Source organism: Megasphaera cerevisiae DSM 20462, from assembly GCF_001045675.1.
Lineage (GTDB): Bacteria > Bacillota > Negativicutes > Veillonellales > Megasphaeraceae > Megasphaera > Megasphaera cerevisiae.
In genome coordinates, this window is record NZ_LEKT01000003.1 from 13,027 (window position 1) to 37,013 (window position 23,987).

The following is a 23,987-nucleotide window of genomic DNA, read 5'->3' on the forward strand; positions in this document are numbered from 1 at the left end:
CTTTTTTTCGTATATGGAGAGGAAGAACATGGCATATATCGCGTTATACCGTAAATGGCGGCCCAAAGGGTTTGAAGATGTTGTCGGTCAGTCATTGATTACGGAAACCTTGCAAAAAGCTATTGATACAGATAAAGTAGCCCATGCTTACCTGTTTTCCGGTCCGCGTGGGACAGGCAAGACAAGTACAGCTAAAATATTTGCCCGGGCGATGAACTGTGTCCATGGACCAACCTCCCATCCTTGCAATCAATGTGAAGTGTGCCGCCATATCATAAGCGGCGAATCCATGGATGTTGTGGAAATAGATGCAGCGTCCAACCGCAGTATTGAAGATATACGGACGCTTCGTGAAACGATCAAATTTATGCCGGCTGAGGGGCATAAGAAAATATATATTATTGATGAAGTGCATATGCTGACGACAGAAGCCTTCAATGCCTTGTTAAAAACACTGGAAGAACCGCCGTCCCATGTTATTTTTATTTTGGCAACAACTGAACCGGAACGAATTCCGATGACGATTTTGTCCCGATGCCAGCGATATGAATTTCGTCGTATTACCAGTGGGGATATTGCTAAACGGCTTTTGTACGTAGCTGAGCAGGAACATATTGATCTTACGAAGGGGGCCGCGCATATTCTGGCGGTCCAGGCTGACGGCGGTATGCGTGATGCTTTGAGTATGCTGGATCAATGTGTAAGCAACGCAGAAGGAACGATTGATGAGGCGCTGATTCGCAATTTGTTGGGTTTGATTGGCCGGGACTGGCTTTTTTCCTTGTCCGGCGCCGTCTTTGCAGGAAAAGGCGACGTCGTTATTAAGGATATTGACGATATCATTCGTATGGGGAAGGAACCGTTGGTTATTTTGACGGAAATATTGGAGCATTTACGGGCAATTATGCTGTATCAGGCGGCCCCTCATTCCGATACGTTAGCGGCGTATCATGATTGCATGAAGGAATTGGCAGCACAGGCGAAAAAGAGTACGCCACAGCGTGTATTTGCTGTTTTGACGGTGCTGCAACAGGCACTGCTTTCAGCAAAAACTTCACCGTCTCCACGTATTGCCGTAGAAATGGGGCTTCTCATGGCCAGCCGGGCAACGGAAGGCAGCGCAACGTCAGGGAAGACAGCCGTGTGTACGGTTCCTGACACTATTTTAGAACGGCTGACACGACTGGAGCAGTGGGCAGCACGGGAAAGCTCGACGGAATTGGTTGTGCAAAAATCAGCGGAGACTGTTTCTATACCGGCAGAAGACGAACCAAGTGGAAACTTTTCAGGGGAATCCATCCCTTTTCCGGAGGAGGAAGCCGCTTTTTCTGTCTCTTCTTCAACTGCCGGAACTGTATCTGCTCAGGAAGTGTCATTGCCGGCGACGGCTGTTCAAAAAAAAATCAAGACCTCAATACCGGAGCCGCAGACCGCTATGCAAAGGACACCGACAGATGCCGCGCAAGCGCCATCTGATAGCGCTTCAGTTGCAGTCAGCCAATATCAGGATATATGGGATAAGATGTGTCAGGTTCTGGATAAGGAGAAAAAGAAGGCCGTTCTTTCCTGTATTCGCAATGGCCGTGTAGTATATATTGGCGAGGGAGAGGTCATAGTATCGTTTAAAACCGCATTTATGGTCAAGCGGGCTAACCGGGAAGATTATTTTAAATGTGTTGATGCGGCGTTAAATACTGTTCTGTGTGGCAGGTATCATATGCGCAGCTATCAGGAGGGAGATGCCGAGCTTTCCTCATACGAAAAAAAAAACAATAACCTTACGATAGACGATCCCCTGCCGCCGCAAGAGATTTTGCCGTCTACGGTACCTGTAACTGAAAAAACGGTTGTAGCAGCGCCTGAGGACTCACGGAAGAATTTACAGGAGAGCGCGATTTTACAGCCGATTTCACTGGAAGAGATATCCTCAGAAGAACGAGCTGTTCTGGAACCATTGCTCAAAACGGTCGGAGATTGTAATATATACATAGAACATAAAAATTGATTTTAAAACAGGAGGAATTCACATGTTTGGTGGAAATATGCAAGGTATGATGAAGAAAGTGCAAAAAATGCAAAAGGAAATGAAAAAGCTGCAGGATGAATTAAAACAACGTACTGTAGAAGCGACAGTGGGCGGCGGGGCATTGACTATTGTGATGAGTGGTGAAAAAAATGTGGAAAGCGTTCATATTGATCCCAGCATCATTGATCCGGAGGATGCTGAAATGTTGGAGGACCTTGTTGTCGCAGCTGTTAATGAGGCCAATAAGAAGGTAGATGAAATGATGGCGCAGGAAATGGGGAAAATTACGGGTGGTATGAACCTTCCGGGGATGTTTTAATGGATACGCCCCTGGATACGCTGACGGAACAATTTCGCCGTCTTCCTGGCATTGGCGTTAAAACGGCTCGTAAATTGGCATACTATATTGTCCAGCAATCTCCGGACAGAGTGGATGAATTTATTGCGGCTATTCGTAATGCTAAGGAAAATATGCATTTTTGTTCTATCTGTTTTAATCTGTCTTCTAAGGACCCGTGCCCGATATGCAGTGATGATGGACGAGATCACTCCATCATTTGTGTAGTTGAAACCCCCCAGGATGTACAGGCTATTGAACGCAGCGGCGATTACCACGGATTATATCACGTTCTCCATGGCGCATTGTCTCCTCTGGATGGTATTGGGGTGGACGATTTGCGGATCAAGGAATTGTTGCAGCGGTTAGGAAATACTGATGTCAAAGAAGTAATTATTGCAACAGATCCCGATGTGGAAGGTGAGGCAACTGCGCTATATCTGGCCCGGCTGTTGAAAACGGCTGGTATCCGTGTAACACGTATTGCCCGGGGGCTTCCTATGGGTGGAGATATTGAATATGCCGACGAAGCTACGCTGGCCGGCGCGGTAGCTAACAGGCAGGAAATGTGAGGTACCATTATGGAATATCTATGGATAGGCATTGGCATTATTGCTTTGTTTATTTTGAATAAATTTGTATTGGCGCCCTTTCGCAGGCTGTTTGTCAACATTGTTGTAGGGTTGATTGTCTTGTATCTTGTCAATTCGTATGGTTATTTATTTGGTTTTCATAACGTACCGATTACCTTGGTGACCGGCTTGATTATCGGTATTTTCGGACTGCCAGGAGTATTAGTTGTGACGTTATATTATACATTTTTTTGATATACATGGAGAAGGGATAACGTGAAATGGAAAAAATGGGCAGCAGCAGCCCTTACAGCCTTGTATGTTGCGGCAGTCTTAACCGGATGCGGAAACAGTGTGTCAACAAAGGTAGAGAAAGTTTCTAAATCAGAACATCCGGTGGCGCTGACCCTGGATGCCAATATTACAGCCCTCCATATGACGAATATTGTTCCCAAGCTATCCGGTAAGCTTGTTTCCACGCCGCTTACTGTCGGACAAGAGATTAAGGCGGGTGAAGTAGTGGCACAGGTCGATTCGGCACCGTACCAGCAAAGCGTCAGTACAGCAGAAGCTGAATTGGTTGCGGCTACCGCTGCCGGCGCCGCACCGTCTTACTCGGCACCGGTCAGCGGTGGTGGTGACAGCGGCCAGCGGGCGAAGTTGGATGTGTGGTATCAAATGGGAGCCATATCTCGCGTCGAGTACAATCAGATGATGGCGAAAGCTGCTCCGGCAGCTGTGCAGGCTCCCAGTGCTGCTCCAGCAGTGGATAGTGCCCGCATTGCGCAGCTGCAGCAGGCCGTACAGTCAGCTCGCGATATGTTGGGAAATGCTACCGTGTATTCTCCTATAGACGGACGTGTTACCGCAGTGGCAGACAATGCCTCTGTGGCGGTAGCTGGCAATGTTCTGGCTACGATACAGCAGATGACGCCGTTGGTGGCTACGTTTGCTGTTCCTGAAATGTATATCAGTGCATTGCAGGCGGCTAAGCAGAGTGGTTCTTTAACTGTATCAGTAATAGCCCCGTCCGGTGAATCAGAAAACGGTGAACTAACATATCTTGCTTCGGCAAAAGATCCCTCGACTGGTTCATATACCGCAAAGATTACATTTAATAATGCTAAAAATTTGTTTGTTCCCGGCGAGTTTTATCATGTTCGTATTTCTACTCCCCAGGAAGTATCTCAGATTACCGTTCCTAAAACGGCAATTCGCACAAAGGACAGCGGTGATTTTGTATATATCGTCAATGAAAATGGCTTGGCAGATGCAAGGTCTGTGCTCACGGGTGATGAAGAGGATGGGCGTGTCGTCATTCTTGATGGACTTCAGGAGGGGGATAAAGTAATTAAAGACCCACCAGAATCCTTGGAAATCGGTATGAAAGTCAAGTCGTAAATGGTATAAGAGTAGGTGAGTCTGGTGAAAGAAAATGAGCAAACAGAACGGCACATGAGTTTGTTGAAATCATTGGAAAAGAGCTTGGATGTCCTGGATATCTTTGTAGAGTGCAACACGGGCATGACGCTGAAAGAAATCGCGGCCCGCACCAAATTGAATACGTCTACGGCTTTCCGAATTGTCAATACGCTGGAACGGCGTCAATATTTAACTCGTAATGATGCGTCCAAGCAGTACCGACTGGGGCCGAAAGCTCTGGCATTGGGCTATTCTTCTCATTGGACAGAAAATGTTGTAACGTTGGCCAAGCCATATTTACGGCGTCTTCAGCAGATGTTTAATGAAACGGCCAGTATTTATGTGGTAGAGGGAGACAGCCGTATCTGTCTTGACCATGTTGAAAGTACGCATTCCCTACGCCGCGTCATTCCCATGGGAGAATCGCTTCCTATTTATAAGGGGGCGGCCGGAAAGGTTTTGTTGGCCTGGGCCAATAAGGAAGAACGCAATCGTGTGATTGTTCAGTATGGTCATTTGTCAGAAAGCGAGTTTGCCATGATTCGGCATAATGGATACGCTATTACACAAGATGAAAGTGAGCATGGTTTATTTGCCTTATCTGTTCCGGTTTTTAATTTTGAAGAACAGGTAGTGGCATCGTTAACGATTGCCGGACCGACGATGCGTTTTTATGATTCCATACGGCAAAAAATGCTTTTTACCATGAGCCAATATGCGTATGAAGTATCCTATTCTTTGGGATATCGAAAAAAATCATGAAATTTTCTAAATGGACGAAAAAAAACTATGAAGCAGATGCATGCTGTGTGGCCCCAAAACTTTTGGGACAGTACCTTGTACATGCAACAGACAAAGCAATATATGCAGCCCGAATTGTGGAAACAGAAGCGTATGGCGGCACATATCGCCGCCAGGTAGATGATGGCGCCCACAGCTTTCGGGGGATTACGAAACGGACGGCACCTATGTTTGAGGCCGGGGGGATTACCTATGTGTATCTTATTTACGGGATGTATCATTGTATGAATATCGTGACGGCGCCGCAGGGGAATGCGCAGGCAGTACTCATACGGGCCGTTGAGCCAGTACAGGGCATAGCGGCTATGATAGAGAATCGAAATGCCCAAAGTGCGGCAGTGAATTTGACCAATGGACCGGGGAAATTATGCCGGGCAATGGATATCACATTGAAGCAGAACCGAATAGACTTGTGCGGAAATGAGCTATTCATTGCGCATCCGTTAGTTCCGGATACTTTTTCTGTAGTCTGTACGGAGCGTATTAATATTGAATATGCCGGCATGGGGAAACATTTTCCATGGCGGTTTTATATGAAAGACAACCCGTATGTTTCAAAATAAATTGCTTATGAGGGGGCGTTACTATTATAGAATTTAAAGAATTTCGACTGGAAGATAAGCCGGTTATTGATGACTATTTTCACCAAAAAAGATATGAACAGGCGGATGCATCTTTTATGACATTGTTTTCTTGGCAATATCCGTATGAAATACAATGGGCTGAAGAAGATAATGTATTATATATTCGTTCCGGCCGTGGCAGAAAGCAATTTTGGCTGCCGCCTTTTGCCCGCCGGGATGGTAGTTTTGTCAAAGGGATTGAACGGATGCACGAATGGTTTGAAGAGCATGGCTATCCTTTTCTCATGAAGGGCGTTGTGCCTGAGACGGCAGAACGGATCCGTAGTCTTTGTCCAGACTGTTATGAATTCACGCCAGACCGGGATAATTACGAATATGTATATCTGACGCAAAACTTGATCAATCTGTCAGGGAAAAAATATCGCCAGAAAAAAAATAATCTCAACCATTTCCGCACGCAATACATTGGTAATTATGAATATGTACCTATCACGGAAAAAAATTTTGATGAATGTCTGGAAGCAGAAAAAACGTGGTATGATCAGCATGAAGGTACTGACGAAGATGAAGAATTGATTGGTGAACGGCAGGCGATCGAAACGGTTTTTAATAATTGGGGTATATTGCAGCCGACGGGAGGCGCTATTCGCGTTTTCAATAAAATCGTTGCTTTTTCTATCGGTGAAATGTTGAATGATGATACTGCTATTATTCACTTTGAAAAAAGTGATCCGTCTATTCGCGGACTGTATCAGGCAATTAATCATGAATTTGTTGTGCATGCATGGAGCCATACTACCTATATTAATCGTGAAGAGGATATGGGCATACCTGGCTTGCGCCAATCTAAGGAATCGTATAATCCCGTACGGTTTATCGAAAAATTTGATGTGATGCTAAGGCAATAATGGGTAGTTTTTGCTATGCAGAAAGGAGAAGGCTATGGAATTTCGTCTGGCTGGTCCTACGGACCGCAAACTTGTTGAAGACCTGTGGGCATATTGCTTTGAACCACGGGAAAATCCTTTTTTTCAATGGTACTTTTCTGCATTTTATAAGCCGGAAAACGTTCTTATGGGTTTTAAAAACAGGGAAATGGCATGTCTTACGCATTTAAATCCCTATAAACTTTCTCTGAGGGGGAAAAAAATACCTGTATCATATATTGTGGGACTAGCTACGCATCCGGCAGCGCGGCGCGGCGGGGTTGGCGGAAAACTGCTATCGGCGGCTTTAAAGGAAATGCGCCGTCGGAAACAGTATCTTAATATATTGATGCCGTCCAAGGCAGGCTTTTATCAGCACTATGGATATGAAATGTATTGCCATCAATGGAAGGAAACGATTCGTCTTGAAGAATTACGTCCCCTGACTGATAAAACTGTTCGTTTTGGATTTGTGAATAATACCGATCAATGGACGTATCTGGCAACTGTGTATGATGCCTATACCCGATCTGTATCAGGATACGCTGTGCGGGATGAAGCATCTTGGCGCAGTCATATAGAAGCTCAGCTCGCGGAGGGGTATATTGCCGTGGCTTTTCAAGACGATCAGCCTATTGCCTATGTGTTCTATTCTCTGGGCGGCGAAACCATCGTCAGCGGAGAATTTGTTTACTCTTCGTGGAAGGGAAAAAGGGGATTATTGGATTACATCTATAACCACCGTTCCCAGGGAAAAATTTTTCAATGGAACGAAGGTCTTCAGGATCAATCGTACCGCTTTTATCCAGATGGCAAGCAAGGGCACGAAACGATGCCTTTTATGGCTGGCCGCGTTGTGGATGTCAAAGGTGCATTGGAACAAATTCCTTATCCAAAAGGCGCGGAGGGTGTGGTTACGTTTCACACGGAAGATCCGTTGGCAAAATGGAATACCGGGTCATTTACCTTGGCTGTCAAAGATGGCATGGGATGCGTGACCGCTGCCGGTGCAGATGAAGCGGAGATTTTCATGCCCATTGGTACGCTGGCATTGCTCATTTTTGGGGCGGTCGATGTTAACGGCCTTGTCTTTTATGAAAAGCTCCGTGGTAGCGATGCCGCTTTGGCTACGTTGGATGAATTTTTTCCGAGAACGAACTGCTATATCAACGAATGGTATTAATAAACGCGAAGTTTTGAAATAGATGTCACATTTAAAAAGTATAATAAAGCTTGCAGGAGGCAAATTTTTATGTATTGATAGATATATGAAAATTTGCTTTTATTTTGTGCAATTTTATATTTGAATTTTTATGCCCCAGTGGTTTTTAGTGCTTTTTAAATTTATTATATGGTATACTGACTGTAAATATAAAATTGAAGTCATCAGTATCAGGAGAAGCCATGGAAGAAAAAAAAGCAGGAGGCCAAAAAAAAATAGTAATATTGTATAAAAAACATCGGCGAGCGGCTGTTAAAATATTCGTGATACTAGTGGCAGCTGTTATCTGCTTTTATGGAATGTATATATTTCTAAGCTATAAGGCAGCCGATATTTTTAACACTGTTGTTGCGAAAAGAGAGCTTTTTCCGGGTACTGTTACGGTAGAAAGGCTTAGTGCGACGCCTTTGGGTAAGGTATCCTTTGAAAATCTGGTATGGAAGGATACGGAAGGACGTCTTCTTGCCGATATCCCCGCAGGATCTTTTAAAGTCAGTTTGTGGGATGTGGTGTGGCGGCGTATTGGGACGACGACAGTCACGGAGTTTACGATTGATCAGGGCTACATTCATTTGATTTTTGATGACAATATGGAACTGCTGTATGTTAATGATTTATCTGGAAAAATGGGAAATGGAGAAAAAAGAGGGAGCGGTGAAAAAGCGGCTCTGAGTAGGATAACAGGACTCAAAGGAAATAAAAAATTTAATTGCCATATTCGTTTTCGAGATGTAAAAATTGAAGCGGAGTCGCCGGATCGGCATTTTTTTATTGATAACGTAGATTTGCGGGCGGATATTCATACAGGAGGCATTACCCAATTAGATTTGTCTGCAGGGCATTTTAGGGGTACCGTGGAAGCTGAGGAACTCAATTTGGGCGGGACACTTGATTTTACTAAAGAAATTCCCCAATACAACATGTACCTTTCAATCAAAAACTGCAATCCCAAGTCTCTTGGTGTGGGGATTCATATTGATAACAAAGCATCGGTCTATGCCAATATTAAGGGAGCGCTGCCAAGCCCGGTTATCGATGGCACCTTGTCAATGGACAACCTCAATATGCCAGGACTCAAGTTTACCAATGTAAAGGGTGGATTTCATTATCAAGACGGGAAATTAAGGGCGCCACAGGTGAAGGCAGAGGTTTTTGGCGGTACTGTGGACGCGTCGGGGCAGTTTGATCTCGATGGAAAATCGTATCATGCAGATATTGCAGGACAAAAACTCAAAGGAAGTGTGGCTGCGCATGATCTGATGCTTCGTTGTGAGGTAGATATGGAATTGCATATGGGAGAAGATAGAAAGAATAATACGCGGTATATATATGGCAGTTTCTGCTCTGGATCGGGGCAGTATCATTTCCTGCCCTTTAATAAAATCTCAGGAAGTTTTGAACAGGATGGACAAACGCTGAACTTTAAGGATGTTATTATTTCATTTGCTATGGGGGATGTTACTGCGGAAAAATTTAGTATTGTTCATGGGAAGGTGCATATGGGCCCCATATATGTTGACAATGGAGGAAGCCGCTCACGATTATTGTGAGTACAGAGATAAAAACTGTTTTTCGAAGCGTACGACTGCTAGCCTGCTGGTATGCAAAATTTTTCAAATAATCTGAATACATCGTCAGGATAGTAAAAAAATAATATAAAATATAAAAATATATTATTTTTTTTCGAAAATATTCTTTTAAAAATAAAATAAATGTGTTAGAATTATTAAAAATTAAAAAAGAGAAGTATGAACAAAGGGGTTCCAGTGGATTACTGGAACCCCTTTGCAATATGGCGGGGAGGTATCTGTATGCAGCTGCAAACGTACTGTTTTAAAAAAGAAGTATTGTATAAGGAAATTTCAGTACAGCATCCGATTGTCGACTCTTATTTTGAATTTGATAATTCTGCGAATGAGCCGATCATTGTCATTCCTGACGGTACCTCTGATATCATATTTCTCTATGACCAGTCCCGGCCTGAAATATATCTTGGCGGTACGGCGCTGCGGGGGAGACAGCGTATTTTTCCTATAGATGGATGTGCTTTTGGAGTGCGGTTGCAGCCTGGTGTGTTTCCTGATCCGTTGAGGGATTCACTGAGAAATGCTGTTGATTCTGCATTGCTTGTAACACGGCAATATCCTTTTGAGGTCATGCTGGAGCAGATGATGGCGGCAAAGAATTTTTCGGCCCGGATTCGTATTTTTCAGAATATTTTTTTTCCATGGATTCGGTCCCATGTGCATCCACTGACGAAATTTCTGATAACGGAATTGCAACAAAAGGATAAAATGGAAAAAATTGAGAATATTATCAGCGAAACCGGTTATAGTCATGTTCATGTGAATCGTGTATTTAAAAGGGATATGGGGTTTTCTGTGAAATTTTATATAGATACTCTGCGGATACAACAGGCTATTTATCACATGAAAAAGGACAACATACGAAATATGCAGAATTTTTCGGAGCAATTAGGCTTTTATGACCAATCTCACTTTACAAAAAGTTTTAAGGCATATACGGGATATACGCCAAATCAATTTTATGAGGTATTTAAAAATAGCAGAAGAGGGTAGCTATTGCGCATCTATGATGTTTTTTTACAATATTTTAATACTATCCAATGATATGATATATGCAATATAGAAAAAGACAATGATGTCCAACGCAGAGATCATTGTCTTTTTTTATATGTATGGAAAGCGAGGGAGCGATATGGAAACTTTATATGAACGGGCGTTGAAGGTAATACCTCCTGTTGGTATGGCGCGGTATACGAAACTGGGAGTTGTCAAAGGCATTGGTTCTTATATTTACACGGATGACGGACGTAAAATTTTGGATTTTGTCATGGGAATCGGGGCGAATAATGTAGGACATAATCATCCTCTGGTAGTAGAAGCGGCGAGAAAGCAAATGGAAAATCTTATCCATGGCGGACACAATGTTGTATATTATGAATCGTATGTTGCACTAGCCGAAAAATTGACAGAAGCAGTCGGAGATTCGATGATTTATTTCAGCAATAGCGGCAGTGAAGCAAATGATGGCGCAATTAAACTGGCAAAGTGTGCTACGGAAAGGCCTGCCATTATTTCCTTCATGGGAGCGTTTCACGGGCGTACAATGGGCGCAATGGCACTTACGGCCTCAAACTCAGCATATCGTAAGCATTACGAAGGCATGATTCCCAGTATATATTTTGCTCATTATCCAGATTTATATCATAGTGTAGTACCTGTAGCAGATGGGAAGTGCCCTGATTTTTATATGGATCAATTTAAAACGATATTTGATACCATCGTGGATCCGTATTCGGTAGCAGGTATTATTATGGAACCGGAACAAGGAGAGGGGGGATATATTGTACCGCCAAAGGAATTTGTACAATTTATGCGGGATCTTTGTGATACCTATGGGATAATGCTTATTTTTGACGAAGTGCAATGTGGGAATGGACGGACCGGAAAATTATATTGTCAGGAACATTTTGGTGTCAAACCGGATATTTTTTCGACGGCTAAGGGAATTGGTGCCGGTTTTCCATTAAGTGCCGTATTCGGTAAAAAGGACGTTATGGAAAAATGGCTGCCCGGCGCCCATGGCGGAACCTTCGGCGGCAATCCCGTTGCTTGTGCGGCAGGCCTGGTATCGCTGCAGATTTTACTGGGAGGCGCAATTGATAATGCGGCTGCTATGGGGCAGTATTTCAAAGGACAGCTGGAAGAACTGCAAAAAAAATATCCTGTAATCGGGGATGTTCGCGGCTTGGGGCTTATGCTGGCCATTGAACTGGTAAAGGATAATAAAGTTCCAGATACGGCATTGACGTCTCGGATTATTGAAACAGCCTTAGAAAAAGGCCTGCTTCTCATTAATTGCGGTACCTATCATAATGCAATTCGTTTTATTCCTCCCTGTACAGTATGCAAGGAGGAAATAGACGAAGCCATGACTATTTTGGATAGTGCGTTTAGCGAGTGTTTGTCTTAACGATCGTCAGAAAGGGGACGGTACGCTATGGATGTCGTGCTGAATATTGCCGCAAAATATGGCGATATATTTATTATGGGGACAAAAATTACAATTATCACATCAGCAGTAGCGACGGTATTTGGTTTGCTGCTGGGAATCTTATTGGCGCTGTTTAGAATGAATTTATTCAATTTTAAGCCGTTATACTGGCTGACGATTATTTATGTGGAAATCATCCGGGGGACGCCGCTGCTTGTACAAATTGCGCTGGCATTTTTCGGCCTGCCTCTGCTTGGAATTCATTTCCCATCAGTGGAATTTATGGGCGTGGAATTTGACCGCATGTTTGCAGGTATTTTTGCGCTTACAATCAATATGTCGGCATATGCCTGTGAAATCATCCGCTCCGGTATTCAATCCATTGATCCGGGACAGATGGAAGCCGCCAAGTCACTGGGATTCAGTACTTGGAGAGCTATGCGGAAAATTGTATTGCCGCAGGCTCTTAAAAATCTGCTGCCTGTTTTGGGAAATGAATTTATTGTTATGGTCAAGGCTTCTTCTCAGGTATCTGTAATCGGTCTGGCCGATCTTATGTTCTCTGCCACCACCGTTCAGGGAATCAGCTTTCAGCCATTTCCCCCACTAGTCATCGTAGCCGTTATTTACTTGATTATTACCGTTATCATATCGTCATTAATTCGTCTTATGGAAAATAATTTGAGTAAAAGCAACGGCCGGTAAATATCATGTATATGAAAATGGAGGGATTTTTATGTTATTCAACAAAAAAATGACAAAACGTATTATTTGTGCCATGATGGCAAGTCTTGCCGTATTGGCGGCCGCCGGCTGCGGCAGCTCGTCATCTTCTGCACCTGCAGGCAGTAAGGAATCCGCTTTGGAGGCAATTAAGAAAAAAGGTGAAATTACCGTCGCTATTGAAACGAATTATCCTCCTTATGATTTTGTAGATATTTCCAAGCCGGGGAAAACCATGACTGGGATTGATGTAGCTTTATCGGAAGCAATTGGTAAAAAGCTGGGAGTTAAAGTGAAAATGGTAGATAGCAACTTTACGGCATTGCTGGCTTCAGTCAACAGCGGTAAAGTGGATTTAGGAATGTCGGGCATGGTTGCGACGGCAGAACGAGCTAAAACGATGGATTTTTCTGATCCCTATATTAATTCTAAATATATTGTCATTGTCCGCAAAGCAGATGCAGACAAATTTTCAACACTGGAATCTTTTGGCGAAGGAACAAAAATAGGTGTACAGAAATCGTCAACAGCTATCCCGGTCGTAGAAAAGGAACTGCCCAAGGCCAGACAAGTCGTTCTGGATCAAATTCCGGATCTGCTGCTGGAATTAAAACAAAATAAAATTGATGGTTTTGTTGTTGATGAGGTCATTGCGCAGCAATATTTACTTACTAACCCGGATATTACTATTTCAAAATTGGCATTTACAAGCTCTGAAGCCAAAATGGATACAATTGTCAGTGCCGGTAAATTACGTGATAACACAGAATTGATGAAGATCGTCAATGAAGTTATTAAAGAAGCACGAGACAGTGGTGACGTACAGGGATGGGTTAAGAAATATAGTGAATTAGCTGTCAAAAATGCGAAGAGCTGATTGAGAATAAGGGGTGAAACCAAATGGGAATAGATATAATATACCCCACAGCGGAATTTAGCTGGCTTATTGTGGCTGCATTTCTGGCATTCATTATTCAGCCGGGAGTGGCAATGGTAGAATCAGGTTTGTCCCGAAGCAAGAATGCGGCGGATATGATGATAAGAGTATACACGAACTTTGGAATTATCATCATACTCTTTTGGTTTCTCGGCTTCAGCGTATTGTTTGGGCGGGATATTACCGGATTATTCGGGATACCTGATATAGGAGCTTCTGCCCTTACGCAAGGGCACGTCAGCCGTTTTGATGCCGTGTTGTTTCAGACTATGCTTTGTGCGGCGGCTATTGCATCTTTTTTTGGAGCATTGGCAGAACGGACAAAATTTTCTGTATTTTGCTTGTGCAGTGTGTGTATGAGCCTGGTCATTTATCCCATTGTAGGGCATTGGGTCTGGGGAACAGGCGGCTGGCTGGCCGCCTTGGGCTTTCATGATTTTGCCGGTGGGGCAGTTCTTCATGTTTTGAGCGGTACGGCGGCTTTTATCGGTTGTAAAATGGTAGGGCCGCGTATTGGGAAATATAATTTAGACGGTATAGTCAATGCGATTCGCGGACATAATCTGGCCGTATCAATACAGGGATTATTTTTGCTATGGTTAGGATGGCTGGGAGTGGCCTGCGGATCTTTTGTGCTGCGGCATGCCGAAGTATCGCTGGGGTTTGTCCTTCAGAATTTACAGCTTGCGGTGGCGGCCAGCATTGTGACTACTCTCCTTGTCACCTGGGGGCGCTATGGGAAACCGGATGTTTCCATGATTATAAACGGCGGTATTGCCGGTATTGCTGCCGTATCGTCAGGCTGTGATGTCATTTCACCGGCAGGTGCGGTATGTATAGGTGTTTTGACAGGCATTGTCATTGTTTTTTCCATTGAATTTGTTGATAAAAAAATGCGGGCAGACGATCCGACCGGAGCTATTTCCACCCACGGTATCTGCGGTGCGCTGGGCTGTGTACTAACTGGCGTTTTTTCTCTTCAAAATGGATTGGCAGCAGGTTCATCAATGCTTATTATGACGCAGATCATGGGTATTGTCAGTATTGTTGTGTGCGTGGCTGTTTTATGCGCCGTAATGTTTTACGGCATAGACAAAGTAACCGGACTTAGGGTAAGTCAGGTTGAAGAATTGGCCGGATTAGACTTCTGGGAACATGGACTGGCTGAAGTATACAGTCAGGGAGCGCCGGTGCTGGACCCGTTGGCAGATACTGCGCTTCCAGATGATAGGGTCCCTACCTTACAAGGGATGAAGCTGGGGCGGAAATCAGAAGAAAACAGCGCCGTTAGTGTGGAGGAAGCCGTTATGGTAGAACATCGTCCGGCGCAGCTGAAAGCAGGGCATAAACTGACACAGATTACCATCATCACATCGGAGCTTCGTTTTGAAGCTTTAAAAAACGCGTTGGAAAAAATCGGCATTACCGGTATGACGGTAACGCGGGTACTGGGATTTGGCATTCAAAAAGGACACGTTGACATGTATCGGGGAGCCCAAGTGAAGTCACGGCTTTTGCCAAAGGTTAAGGTGGAATTGATCGTCTCAGCCATTTCACCGCAGGTGATTGTGAATGTGGCCAAGAAAATTCTTTATACAGGACGGTACGGAGACGGTAAAGTGTTTATTTATGATGTGGAAAATGTCGTCAAAATCCGCACAAGTGAAGAAGGGTATGATGCATTGCAGGATTATACGATATAAAAATCTTGGCGAGGTGAAAAAAATGAGTGTATTTACAATAAAAAACTTAGAGAAAAGCTTTGGCGATCATGAGGTACTCAAGGATATTAATATGACTATTGATGAAGGAGAGGTTGTCGTCATCATTGGGCCCTCCGGCTCCGGTAAAAGTACATTTCTGCGCTGCTTGAATTTGTTGGAAACACCGACAAAAGGTGAGATTTACTATAAAGAAACATTAATCAACAGCAAAACCGACGCCCGCAGGCTGCGGCAGGACGTAGGCATGGTATTTCAGCGTTTCAATTTGTTTCCTATGTTTACCGTTTTAAAAAATGTTATGTATGCGCCTATGGAGATTAAGAATATTTCCAAAAAGAAAGCGGAAGAAATTGCCAGAGATCTGCTGGTCAAGGTTGGCTTGGAGGATTTTGCTGATGACTATCCTGCGACGCTATCTGGTGGTCAGCAGCAGCGTGTTGCTATTGCGCGGGCATTGGCCATGCAGCCAAGCATGCTGTTGTTTGATGAGCCGACCTCGGCATTAGACCCGGAACTGGTCAACGACGTGCTGGTTGTTATGAAAAATTTGGCTAAGGCCGGTATGACAATGGCTGTGGTCACGCATGAAATGGGATTTGCCCGTGATGTGGCTGATAGGGTTATTTTTATGGACAAAGGCTATATCATTGAAGAAGGAAAACCGGCGGATATTTTTTCTCATCCTAAAAATGAACGGACGCAGATCTTTTTACAGCGTGTTTTGGCGTCATAAGAGACTGGATGCACTACTGTCTTAGCGGAAAGCCGCCATTACTTTTGTAATGGCGGCTTTTTCAGATGGGCAGCATATATTGGATTGAGAACAAAGATAATGACATAACCATATTTGGTTCTATTGTAACGAATATAACGTTATGCAAGATACTTATATTAAGCGGTTCAGGGTGTGATGGAGGTGAAATTATGGCAGCAAAACTAGTAGGACAAACAGCGCTGGTAACAGGCGGCGGCAGAGGAATCGGTCTTGGTATCACCACCTGCCTCATTCGTGAAGGGGCTAAGGTCATTATTGCAGGCAGGACTTCAAATGTTTTTTCTATATCTGAGACGTTAGGAGATAATGTAATTCCTTGCCAGATTGATATCAGTGATTGTGCTTCCGTAAGAAAAACGATTTCTCCGATACTCGAGAAGCTGGGCGGAGTGGATATTTTAGTGAATAATGCTGGCATTTCAAGACTTTGTCAATTTATGGACTTATCGGAAGAAATATTGGATCAGCATGTAAAAACCAATGTATTAGGTGCTGTTTATTGTACAAAACTAGCTATTCCTTATATGGTCGGGCATAATTATGGAAGAATTATCAATATATCTTCCGTGACAGGCCCTTTTGTAGCTGATCCAGGAGATTGCGCGTATGCACTGACGAAGGCCGCTTTAATCGGTTTTACAAAATCTCTTTCTGTAGAATTTGCGGCCCATAACATAACTGTCAATGCAATCTGCCCGGGATATGTGCTGTCAGATATGGTAAAGGGAAGTGCCAGCATATCCAATCCTCAAAATCCGCAGCAGATACTGGATGATATTGCCGGCAGTATTCCTCTGGGACGCTTGGGGACACCTCGTGATATTGGAGAATTGGCAGTTTTCTTAGCTAGTGAAGATGCTGCGTACATTACAGGACAAGCGATTATTATTGACGGCGGGAATAGTATTCCCGAGACAATATCCATGGGATTACGAACATAAAAAATACAAATTTTACCTGACGTAAAAAATCAGGAGTAGGATGCGCTTTTTTCTTGCTGCGTGTGATATAATAAAAAATATCAGAAAAGGGTGAGAAAAGGGTATATGGAAAAATGGAAACGAAATCTTTGGATCAGCTGCTGTGCTGGATTTATCGTATCTATTGGTATGAGTCAGATGGCACCTATGCTGCCATTGTATATTGCCGATATGGGAATTCATAGTACTGGTGATATTGAGAAATGGTCTGGGATTATTTTTGGCTGTAATTTTTTCAGCCTGGCCATTTTTTCTCCTATCTGGGGACGGCTGTCTGACCGGTATGGCCGCAAGCCGATGGCATTACGCGCCAGCTTATGGCTGGGGTTTATTATGATTGGTATGGGCTTTGCGCAATCTGTATATCAATTGGCGGCCTTGCGTCTGGCGCAGGGAGCTATGAGTGGATTTCAGACGGCAATTATTCCGCTTATCGCGCAGGAATCACCGCGGGAGCATTCTGGCTGGGCATTGGGCATGTTTTTTACATCACAGGTTACCGGGACGTTATTAGGGCCCCTCATCGGAGGTTTTTTATATGAAACGGTAGGTATCCGGTATGACTTTTTTGTTATAGGCGCGCTCTGCTTTTTGGGTTTTTTCTTATTATTCCGGATCCATGAAACGATAAAACCACAGCCGCAGGCAGCGGCACTCACGCTGCGGGATACGTTTCTCAAACTGCCAAGTCTGCAGCTGATTGTCGGGTTGTTTGTTACGACCTTTGTTATGCAGTTTGCTGTTATGTCTATAGAACCAATTATTACAATATATGTAGGATATCTTGCGGCATCTTCTGCTCATATTGCATTAATTGCCGGAGCTGTTTTTTCTTGTACGGGTATTGCCAGTATGCTGGTAGCTTCGCGGTTAGGCCGGCTGGCAGATCATATCGGTTCTCAAAAGGTCCTTTTTGCGGCTCTCTGTCTGGCCGGTGTGGCGTTGGCTTTGCAGGGATTTGCAGTTAGTCCGCTGCAGCTGGGTATTTACCGGTTTATGCTGGGCCTTGCGATAGCGGGGCTGCTGCCTTCTGTTAATAATCTTGTCCGGCAGTATACGCCGTCAATCTGCCTGGGCCGTATTTATGGATTCAACCAATCTGCCCAGTTTTTGGGAATGTTTGCCGGAGCTTTTTTTGGCGGCCATTTAGCTGCGGCTGTCGGTATCCGCAATGTATTTTTTTTGACGGCTTTTTTGTTTTTAATCAATGCTGTATGGTGTTTGTTTGTAGTATGCCGCTATGCACAGGCTGCAGGTGAAATATAGCGGTACGGGTCATGCTTTGCGCGAAATATAAAGATTTTTGTATAATGGGAAGGAGGGCTTTGGCATGGATATTGAAAAGTATTTAGCTAAGGAAGGAACTAAAATTGATTTGAGTGAATATGCTACGGCTTGTGATGTGGATATTGATAAAAAAAAGGTTAAAGGAGAACTGATGCCGCAGGCTATCGATGAAATGAATGCATGGCAGGAAAAGTTGTTTGCCGATAGTCATTATGGTATTCTTGTTGTACTGCAGGCCATGGATGCTGCGGGTAAAGATGGAACCGTTAAGCATGTTTTTGCACCGTTGAATCCTGCCGGCGTTCACGTACATAGTTTCAAACAACCCAGCACAGAAGAAAAAGATCATGATTATATGTGGCGTATCAACAAGGAATTACCAGGCCGCGGTGAAATCGGAATTTTTAACCGATCCCATTATGAAGATGTTATTGTGTCGCATATTCATGAGCTCATCAAAAGTGACGGCATGCCGGAAAAGCTCATTAAGAAGGATATTTGGGAGAAAAGGTATCGTCAGATCTGCGATTGGGAACGATATTTGACGGAAAATGGTTTTCCTGTTATCAAAATTTTCCTGCACTTATCCAAAAACGAACAGAAAAAAAGGTTGATTGACCGGATCGTGACTAAGCAGAAAAATTGGAAATTTTCTATGTCTGATATTCAGGAACGACAGTATTGGAATCGCTATCAGAAGATATATGGCGAGGTCATTACAGCCACAACGACAAAATACGCACCATGGTATATTGTGCCAGCCGATGACAAGTGGTATACGCGTTACGTTGTTTCCCAAATTGTTCTGAAGACACTGCGGAAGATCAATCCGCGCTTTCCGAAACTGTCTGCCGATATAGAGGCACAGCTGGAACAATTCCGGAATATTCTCCGGGCTGTAGATATTGAGGACCTGAAAACTCTGATGGGTGAAAAGCCGGATGTAAAAAAATAAGCGAATGAAGCCGTAATTTTTTGAAGAGAGGGACGCAGCCGCGGTGGCGATTGTTGACATGCCTGCAGTGGTGTGTTATATTGAAAAAAATACATATTGCAAGTCAGGTGTCGTAATAGACTCAATAGAGAAGTCCGGTGTAAAACCGGCGCGGTCCCGCCGCTGTAAGGAGGAGGTCTGCTGCATAAATGTCACTGTGCCATATGAGCATGGGAAGGCGCTGCAGACTGATGAATCCGAGCCAGAAGAACTGCCTGACTGATAATCACCGATAGACCTGCGAGCGATGGGAATGGAGATTTATGATATTGCTGTATATGCCGCCGGAGACCCGTGCGGCTTTTTTTGTGGAGCAATGCTGTTACTTATCAATTGGAGTTTTATACCCGTGAGTGGACCAATATGTGTCGGGCTCAGGCCTGTATTTTTATATCATAAAAGGAGTGGTATCATGTTTGGTAAAAAATTAAAAACAGTGTTGTTCTTGTCTTTGACTATGATGGCAGTAGGAGCTGCTGGCGGCTCTGCCTCTGCGGCCGGCTATACGCTGAATCCGGAGGTCAAGGATGCAACACCGGCGTTAAGGCAGGCTGCTGAAATCGGAGTTCGTACCTTTAATAATGAATCAATGAAGGATAAAAAAAATAAAGACGCAATTTTGGTTCTTAGCTTTGGCACGACATATAAGGATAGCCGGAAGGCCACTATTGATAAAACAGTAGCAGATATTCGGGCAGCGCACCCAGATCAAAAGGTAGTGCTGGCTTTTACCTCTCATATCATTGTGGATCGGATAAAAGCTAAGGAACATCTTACGATTCCGACACCGGAAGAGGCATTGGCGCAGCTCAAAAAAGAAGGCTACACGCGTGTTGCGATTACCTCGTTGGATGTTATTCCCGGTATGGAATATGCATATGACACAGCTATTTTTGATTTATACAAGCATGATTTCAAAAAAATGACCATAGGAACATCTATCTTGTATTGGATGGGTCAGGAAGGGCAACGGGATGATATTGCCGAATTTGTGCAGGCCTTTTCGACACAATTTCCCAAGCTTGGAAAAGAGGATGCTATTTTGGTTATGGCACATGGTACGCCGCATCCGGCGAATGCCTACTATTCTGTTGTACAAAACCGATTTGATGCGGCCCGGCTGGGAAACGTCTTTGTCTACTCTGTGGAAGGCTGGCCTCATCTCGACACGGTTGTTCCTCAGCTGCAGGCCAAGGGAATTAAAAATGTCATTCTTATGCCGATGATGATGGTTGCAGGTGATCATGCTAATAATGATATGGCTGGCGCCGAAGTGGATTCCCATAAAAGCATTCTTGAAAAGGAAGGCTTTACGGTAACTCCATATCTTCATGGATTGGGAGAAAATGCCGCAGTCCGGCATATGTTTGTCGAACGGGCTGATGAAGCTTGGAACGCCTTGGAAGCAAACACTGCTGTATCGCAGAAACAACATAAAAAATAGTCGTTACGCTGTACCGATATATAAAAAACACGGCCATGAAAATAGATGGAATATTTTCATGGCCGTGTTTACATATATGCGGGATAACGAGTACCTGTTAGGAATGAAGTGAAAAAATTTTTTCTATAAGTGGTGTATATACGGTATATTTTTGCGATAATTCCTCCTGGCTGTATTCCCGATACTGGGAAGATTCTTTTAATTGCTGGAAAAAATTCAACAGTATAGCATGAAGTCGGGGAGCCAGGATAACATAAAACGGATTCGATTCATTTTGTATATGCTGAGGATTTTTTTTGAAAAAGCTTGTTTTGTAATTAGAGTAAAAGGATAAATTCGCTTCTTGATAGAACGGAATTTTGGAAGATAAATTGATAACGCCGGCCGTAATTTTAGGATTTTTCTTCATTGTTGCCAATACGTTGGCAATATGGGCCTTTCGTTCGTCGACGTTCATTTTGTATTCAATGTCAGTCAGATCGATATACCCTGTTTCTAAATAGCGCATCAATGAAGTGGTCGGCATCATAATATGCAATTCTGCTTTATTCAGCAGTTCCTCCCAGGTAATACGGAGTCGTTCTATGGAAAAAAACTTTTCCGGAGGCAGCTGTTTCATCATGTCATCAAATACGGAAGACGGCAGCAGATATTCTAACCCATTTGTGAGAAAAAAGAAAAATTTATACGTGGCATAAAATGCGGAACGATATCCAGAATCAATGCTCCAAGGAGAAGTCAGTGTCGTAAGCAAGGCTTTTTTATTCAGCTTTTGAATACAGAAGCGTTCATAAATATCGTGAAGTGCAACCGGTGTATCCGTATAGGTGCAGAGGGTAATTCCCTGAGATGACTGAATGGCGTATTGGATGACAAATTCATTTTTCAAAATGATAAGACACGCATCTTCCATATCATGCATGTCATAAAAGGTGAAATCATAATTAAGATATTTATTTAATATCATATACAGCGTAGCTACTTCCTGCAGATTTTTTTCCAGCCTATCCAGATTTAAGCCAACCTGAATTTTCATGCGGGAGCATACAAGTGTGGGAGTATCTAAATAGGACCAAAAACCAGCGTCATACAAAGAAAAAAACTCACCGTAAATGATTAATTCCTGCTCTCCGGTCAAGGTATGCAGTCTTTTTTGCAGTATTTCGGAAAAAAATTGGGATATATTATGATTTCCCGTTACCATGCGGACAGTAGATCTGTTTTCTGATGTATGGACCTGCTGCGTTTGCAGCGTAGCTCGGTACGCATTGTTAAGATATTGCGTAATTTCAAACGCCAGATCCTTCGTATCTGCAGGAAGGACGAACATTTTGCAGAATAGTTCTTTCTTTTCCTGACGGAGAATACTATTGGCAAAATAGACTCCGATTTCAGTATTAATCCGGTCAATTGCGCGAGAGGAGGGAAGCTTTGCGCCGCTGCTCCATTTGCTGATATAGGATACATCATACCCGATATGTTCTGCTAAATAGGTAAACTTGATCTTGGTAAATTTTATTATTTTTTTTAATGCCGAGGCATACGTTTCACTAGGCATAAAATACTCCTTATATAGATTTTAAATAAAAACTAATATGTAAAACGAAGTGCTCAACTATGTGTATTTTATCACATATTTGCTGCTTTTTAAATATCAAGAATACAGTATTTTTTATTAGTCCAAATAAAGTCAACGAAAAGTCATGACGTCCTGTTTTTTTCAAGAAGAGAGTACCGTATGATGGTTTCAGGATGACAACCGTCATCATAAGTGAAGAATTACACATGATTTTTGATGGATATGAATTTATTTTTTGTTATAAATTCATATCCTAAACAAAGAGATGGAAGGTGAGGCAGGTTTATGGAACAAGTATTTATGTTTCCGTTACAGCAGCATATTGGCATGCGATCTGTTCCCATCGTACAAAAAGGCGATACGGTTAAGCGGGGCCAGTTGATTGCAGCGGCGGCTTCGGAGGCATTGGGAAGCAATATTTTTTCCAGCGTGTCCGGTGTGGTGGAAATTGTTACCGATACGGCTATTGAAATCATAGCGTCAGAGCAGCAATCTCTGGAATTCATACGGCTTCAAAGTACGGAATCATGGGATCTTATCCGGGAGGCCGGTATTGTAGGATTAGGCGGAGCCGGTTTTCCGACCTATGCTAAATTATCCAGGCCTTTTTCCGGCGAGGGCGTTGTGATTGCTAATGCGTCTGAATGTGAGCCTATATTGGCACATAATATAGCGGCAATTGAAGAAGATGCGGGAAAATTGGTTCGCGGACTGGAAATTGCTATGGATATTGTCCATGCGGCGAAAGGTATTATTGCTATCAAGGAAATTCATGAAAAGGCGATTCGAAAACTCCGGGACGTCGTGACAGATTCCCGGATTGTGCTGCATGTACTGCCGAATAGTTACCCGGTCGGCGAAGAACGGGCCATTGTAAGAGAGGTATTGGGGCGTCTGTTAGAGACTGATCAGCTGCCGTTGGCAGCAGCTGCTATTGTCATCAATGCTGAATCGCTGTGTAAGGTACAGGAGGCCGTAGATGATAAGAAGCCTTTCATCGATAAGGATGTGACGGTTGCCGGAAAAATCAAGGGAGAACTGATTCAAGTGTTCCGCAATGTACCGCTGGGACTGCCAGTTCGAGCTTTACTGGAACGGGCCGGAGGCTTGCAGGATGAATACGGTGAACTTATTATGGGAGGTCCCTTTATGGGACACCGGACAGAGCGGGACGCTCCTATTGTGAAAACCACAGGCGGCATTATTGCAGCTGAAACTTTTCTGAAGGGACCGGATACAATCGGCCTCCTCGTTTGTGCCTGCGGCGGTGATCAAGCCCGGCTGGAACAGCTGGCTGCCAGTATGGGCTCCGAAGTTGTCGCTGTAGAGTTTTGCAAACAAGCAAAGCGTATGAAAAATGGCACAAGGAAGTGTGAAAATCCCGGTATCTGTCCGGGACAGGTACAAAAGGTACTGGCCATCAAAAAAGCGGGAGCACAAGGTATATTGATCAGCAACTGTACAGACTGTTCCAATACGGTTATGTCCTGTGCTCCCCAACTGAAGCTGCCCGTATATCATTGTACAGATGGGGCATTGCGGGCCGTCAATCATAAGCTTGTGCGCCGGATTAAAACGTAAGCAGCATTTAGTTAAATCTTTTATATTGTGTACTATTATTCAAGGAGTGTGATATC

At 43.7% G+C, this 23,987-nt stretch carries 22 protein-coding genes and 1 riboswitch; of the genes, 21 read left to right on the forward strand and 1 reads right to left on the reverse strand.

Annotated features, from left to right (window positions below; genetic code table 11):
- The first annotated feature begins 28 nt into the window (after positions 1–28).
- The 20 genes from dnaX to AB840_RS01535 all read left to right on the forward strand — a co-directional run bounded on the left by dnaX (position 29) and on the right by AB840_RS01535 (position 20,771).
- Positions 29–2,005 carry a DNA polymerase III subunit gamma/tau gene (gene dnaX, locus AB840_RS01435; RefSeq protein WP_048513049.1) on the forward strand — a complete coding sequence of 659 codons (1,977 nt, stop codon included), beginning with the start codon at positions 29–31 and terminating at the stop codon, positions 2,003–2,005.
- Positions 2,006–2,027: 22 nt separating this feature from the next.
- Entirely contained in the window at positions 2,028–2,345 is a 318-nt protein-coding gene (locus AB840_RS01440; RefSeq protein ID WP_048513050.1) for a YbaB/EbfC family nucleoid-associated protein, read from the forward strand.
- Positions 2,345–2,935: a recombination mediator RecR gene (gene recR / locus AB840_RS01445; RefSeq protein ID WP_048513051.1), complete on the forward strand. Its 591-nt coding sequence runs from the start codon at positions 2,345–2,347 to the stop codon at positions 2,933–2,935. The genes AB840_RS01440 and recR overlap by 1 nt, the downstream gene beginning before the upstream one ends.
- 9 nt (positions 2,936–2,944) lie before the next feature.
- Positions 2,945–3,190: a pro-sigmaK processing inhibitor BofA family protein gene (locus AB840_RS01450; protein WP_048513052.1), complete on the forward strand. Its 246-nt coding sequence runs from the start codon at positions 2,945–2,947 to the stop codon at positions 3,188–3,190.
- Between the two features lie 21 nt (positions 3,191–3,211).
- Positions 3,212–4,336 (forward strand): efflux RND transporter periplasmic adaptor subunit, encoded by a 1,125-nt coding sequence (locus AB840_RS01455; RefSeq protein WP_048513053.1) that lies wholly within the window; start codon positions 3,212–3,214, stop codon positions 4,334–4,336.
- Positions 4,337–4,390: 54 nt separating this feature from the next.
- Positions 4,391–5,119 (forward strand): IclR family transcriptional regulator, encoded by a 729-nt coding sequence (locus tag AB840_RS01460; RefSeq protein ID WP_048513127.1) that lies wholly within the window; start codon positions 4,391–4,393, stop codon positions 5,117–5,119.
- The gene (locus AB840_RS01465) at positions 5,116–5,721 is read left to right on the forward strand and encodes a DNA-3-methyladenine glycosylase (protein ID WP_048513054.1); all 606 of its coding nucleotides are present in this window, start codon (positions 5,116–5,118) and stop codon (positions 5,719–5,721) included. The genes AB840_RS01460 and AB840_RS01465 overlap by 4 nt, the downstream gene beginning before the upstream one ends.
- Positions 5,722–5,786: 65 nt before the next feature.
- Positions 5,787–6,650 carry a DUF2156 domain-containing protein gene (locus AB840_RS01470; RefSeq protein WP_268776068.1) on the forward strand — a complete coding sequence of 288 codons (864 nt, stop codon included), beginning with the start codon at positions 5,787–5,789 and terminating at the stop codon, positions 6,648–6,650.
- 34 nt (positions 6,651–6,684) lie between these two features.
- Positions 6,685–7,851, forward strand: coding sequence for a GNAT family N-acetyltransferase (locus AB840_RS01475; RefSeq protein ID WP_048513056.1), 1,167 nt, complete (start codon positions 6,685–6,687; stop codon positions 7,849–7,851).
- A 221-nt stretch (positions 7,852–8,072) separates the two neighbouring features.
- Complete coding sequence (locus AB840_RS01480) at positions 8,073–9,440, forward strand: AsmA family protein (RefSeq protein ID WP_048513057.1); 1,368 nt, start codon at positions 8,073–8,075, stop codon at positions 9,438–9,440.
- Positions 9,441–9,701: 261 nt separating this feature from the next.
- Positions 9,702–10,469, forward strand: coding sequence for a helix-turn-helix domain-containing protein (locus AB840_RS01485; RefSeq protein WP_048513058.1), 768 nt, complete (start codon positions 9,702–9,704; stop codon positions 10,467–10,469).
- A 139-nt stretch (positions 10,470–10,608) separates the two neighbouring features.
- Positions 10,609–11,886, forward strand: coding sequence for an aminotransferase class III-fold pyridoxal phosphate-dependent enzyme (locus tag AB840_RS01490; protein ID WP_048513128.1), 1,278 nt, complete (start codon positions 10,609–10,611; stop codon positions 11,884–11,886).
- 27 nt (positions 11,887–11,913) lie between these two features.
- Positions 11,914–12,612, forward strand: a complete 699-nt coding sequence (locus AB840_RS01495; RefSeq protein ID WP_048513059.1) for an amino acid ABC transporter permease — start codon at positions 11,914–11,916, stop codon at positions 12,610–12,612.
- 31 nt (positions 12,613–12,643) lie between these two features.
- A complete protein-coding gene (locus AB840_RS01500) occupies positions 12,644–13,507 on the forward strand; it encodes a transporter substrate-binding domain-containing protein (protein ID WP_048513060.1) in 864 nt (287 codons plus the stop codon).
- Between the two features lie 23 nt (positions 13,508–13,530).
- A complete protein-coding gene (locus tag AB840_RS01505; protein WP_143745057.1) occupies positions 13,531–15,270 on the forward strand; it encodes an ammonium transporter in 1,740 nt (579 codons plus the stop codon).
- A 22-nt stretch (positions 15,271–15,292) separates the two neighbouring features.
- Positions 15,293–16,024, forward strand: a complete 732-nt coding sequence (locus AB840_RS01510) for an amino acid ABC transporter ATP-binding protein (protein ID WP_048513130.1) — start codon at positions 15,293–15,295, stop codon at positions 16,022–16,024.
- A gap of 191 nt (positions 16,025–16,215) precedes the next feature.
- Entirely contained in the window at positions 16,216–17,007 is a 792-nt protein-coding gene (locus AB840_RS01515) for a glucose 1-dehydrogenase (protein WP_048513061.1), read from the forward strand.
- 105 nt (positions 17,008–17,112) lie between these two features.
- Complete coding sequence (locus tag AB840_RS01520) at positions 17,113–18,312, forward strand: MFS transporter (protein ID WP_048513062.1); 1,200 nt, start codon at positions 17,113–17,115, stop codon at positions 18,310–18,312.
- Between the two features lie 64 nt (positions 18,313–18,376).
- Positions 18,377–19,288 (forward strand): polyphosphate kinase 2 family protein, encoded by a 912-nt coding sequence (locus AB840_RS01525; protein WP_048513063.1) that lies wholly within the window; start codon positions 18,377–18,379, stop codon positions 19,286–19,288.
- A gap of 88 nt (positions 19,289–19,376) precedes the next feature.
- Positions 19,377–19,560: riboswitch (cobalamin riboswitch) on the forward strand.
- A gap of 179 nt (positions 19,561–19,739) precedes the next feature.
- Complete coding sequence (locus tag AB840_RS01535; RefSeq protein ID WP_048513065.1) at positions 19,740–20,771, forward strand: sirohydrochlorin cobaltochelatase; 1,032 nt, start codon at positions 19,740–19,742, stop codon at positions 20,769–20,771.
- Positions 20,772–20,868: 97 nt separating this feature from the next.
- On the opposite strand, the gene AB840_RS01540 is transcribed toward AB840_RS01535, so the two are convergent.
- Entirely contained in the window at positions 20,869–22,329 is a 1,461-nt protein-coding gene (locus AB840_RS01540; RefSeq protein ID WP_048513066.1) for a hypothetical protein, read from the reverse strand.
- 306 nt (positions 22,330–22,635) lie between these two features.
- Here AB840_RS01540 and prdC point away from each other — a divergent pair, with 306 nt between their 5' ends.
- Entirely contained in the window at positions 22,636–23,931 is a 1,296-nt protein-coding gene (gene prdC / locus AB840_RS01545) for a proline reductase-associated electron transfer protein PrdC (protein WP_072061714.1), read from the forward strand.
- The last annotated feature ends 56 nt before the right edge of the window (positions 23,932–23,987 follow it).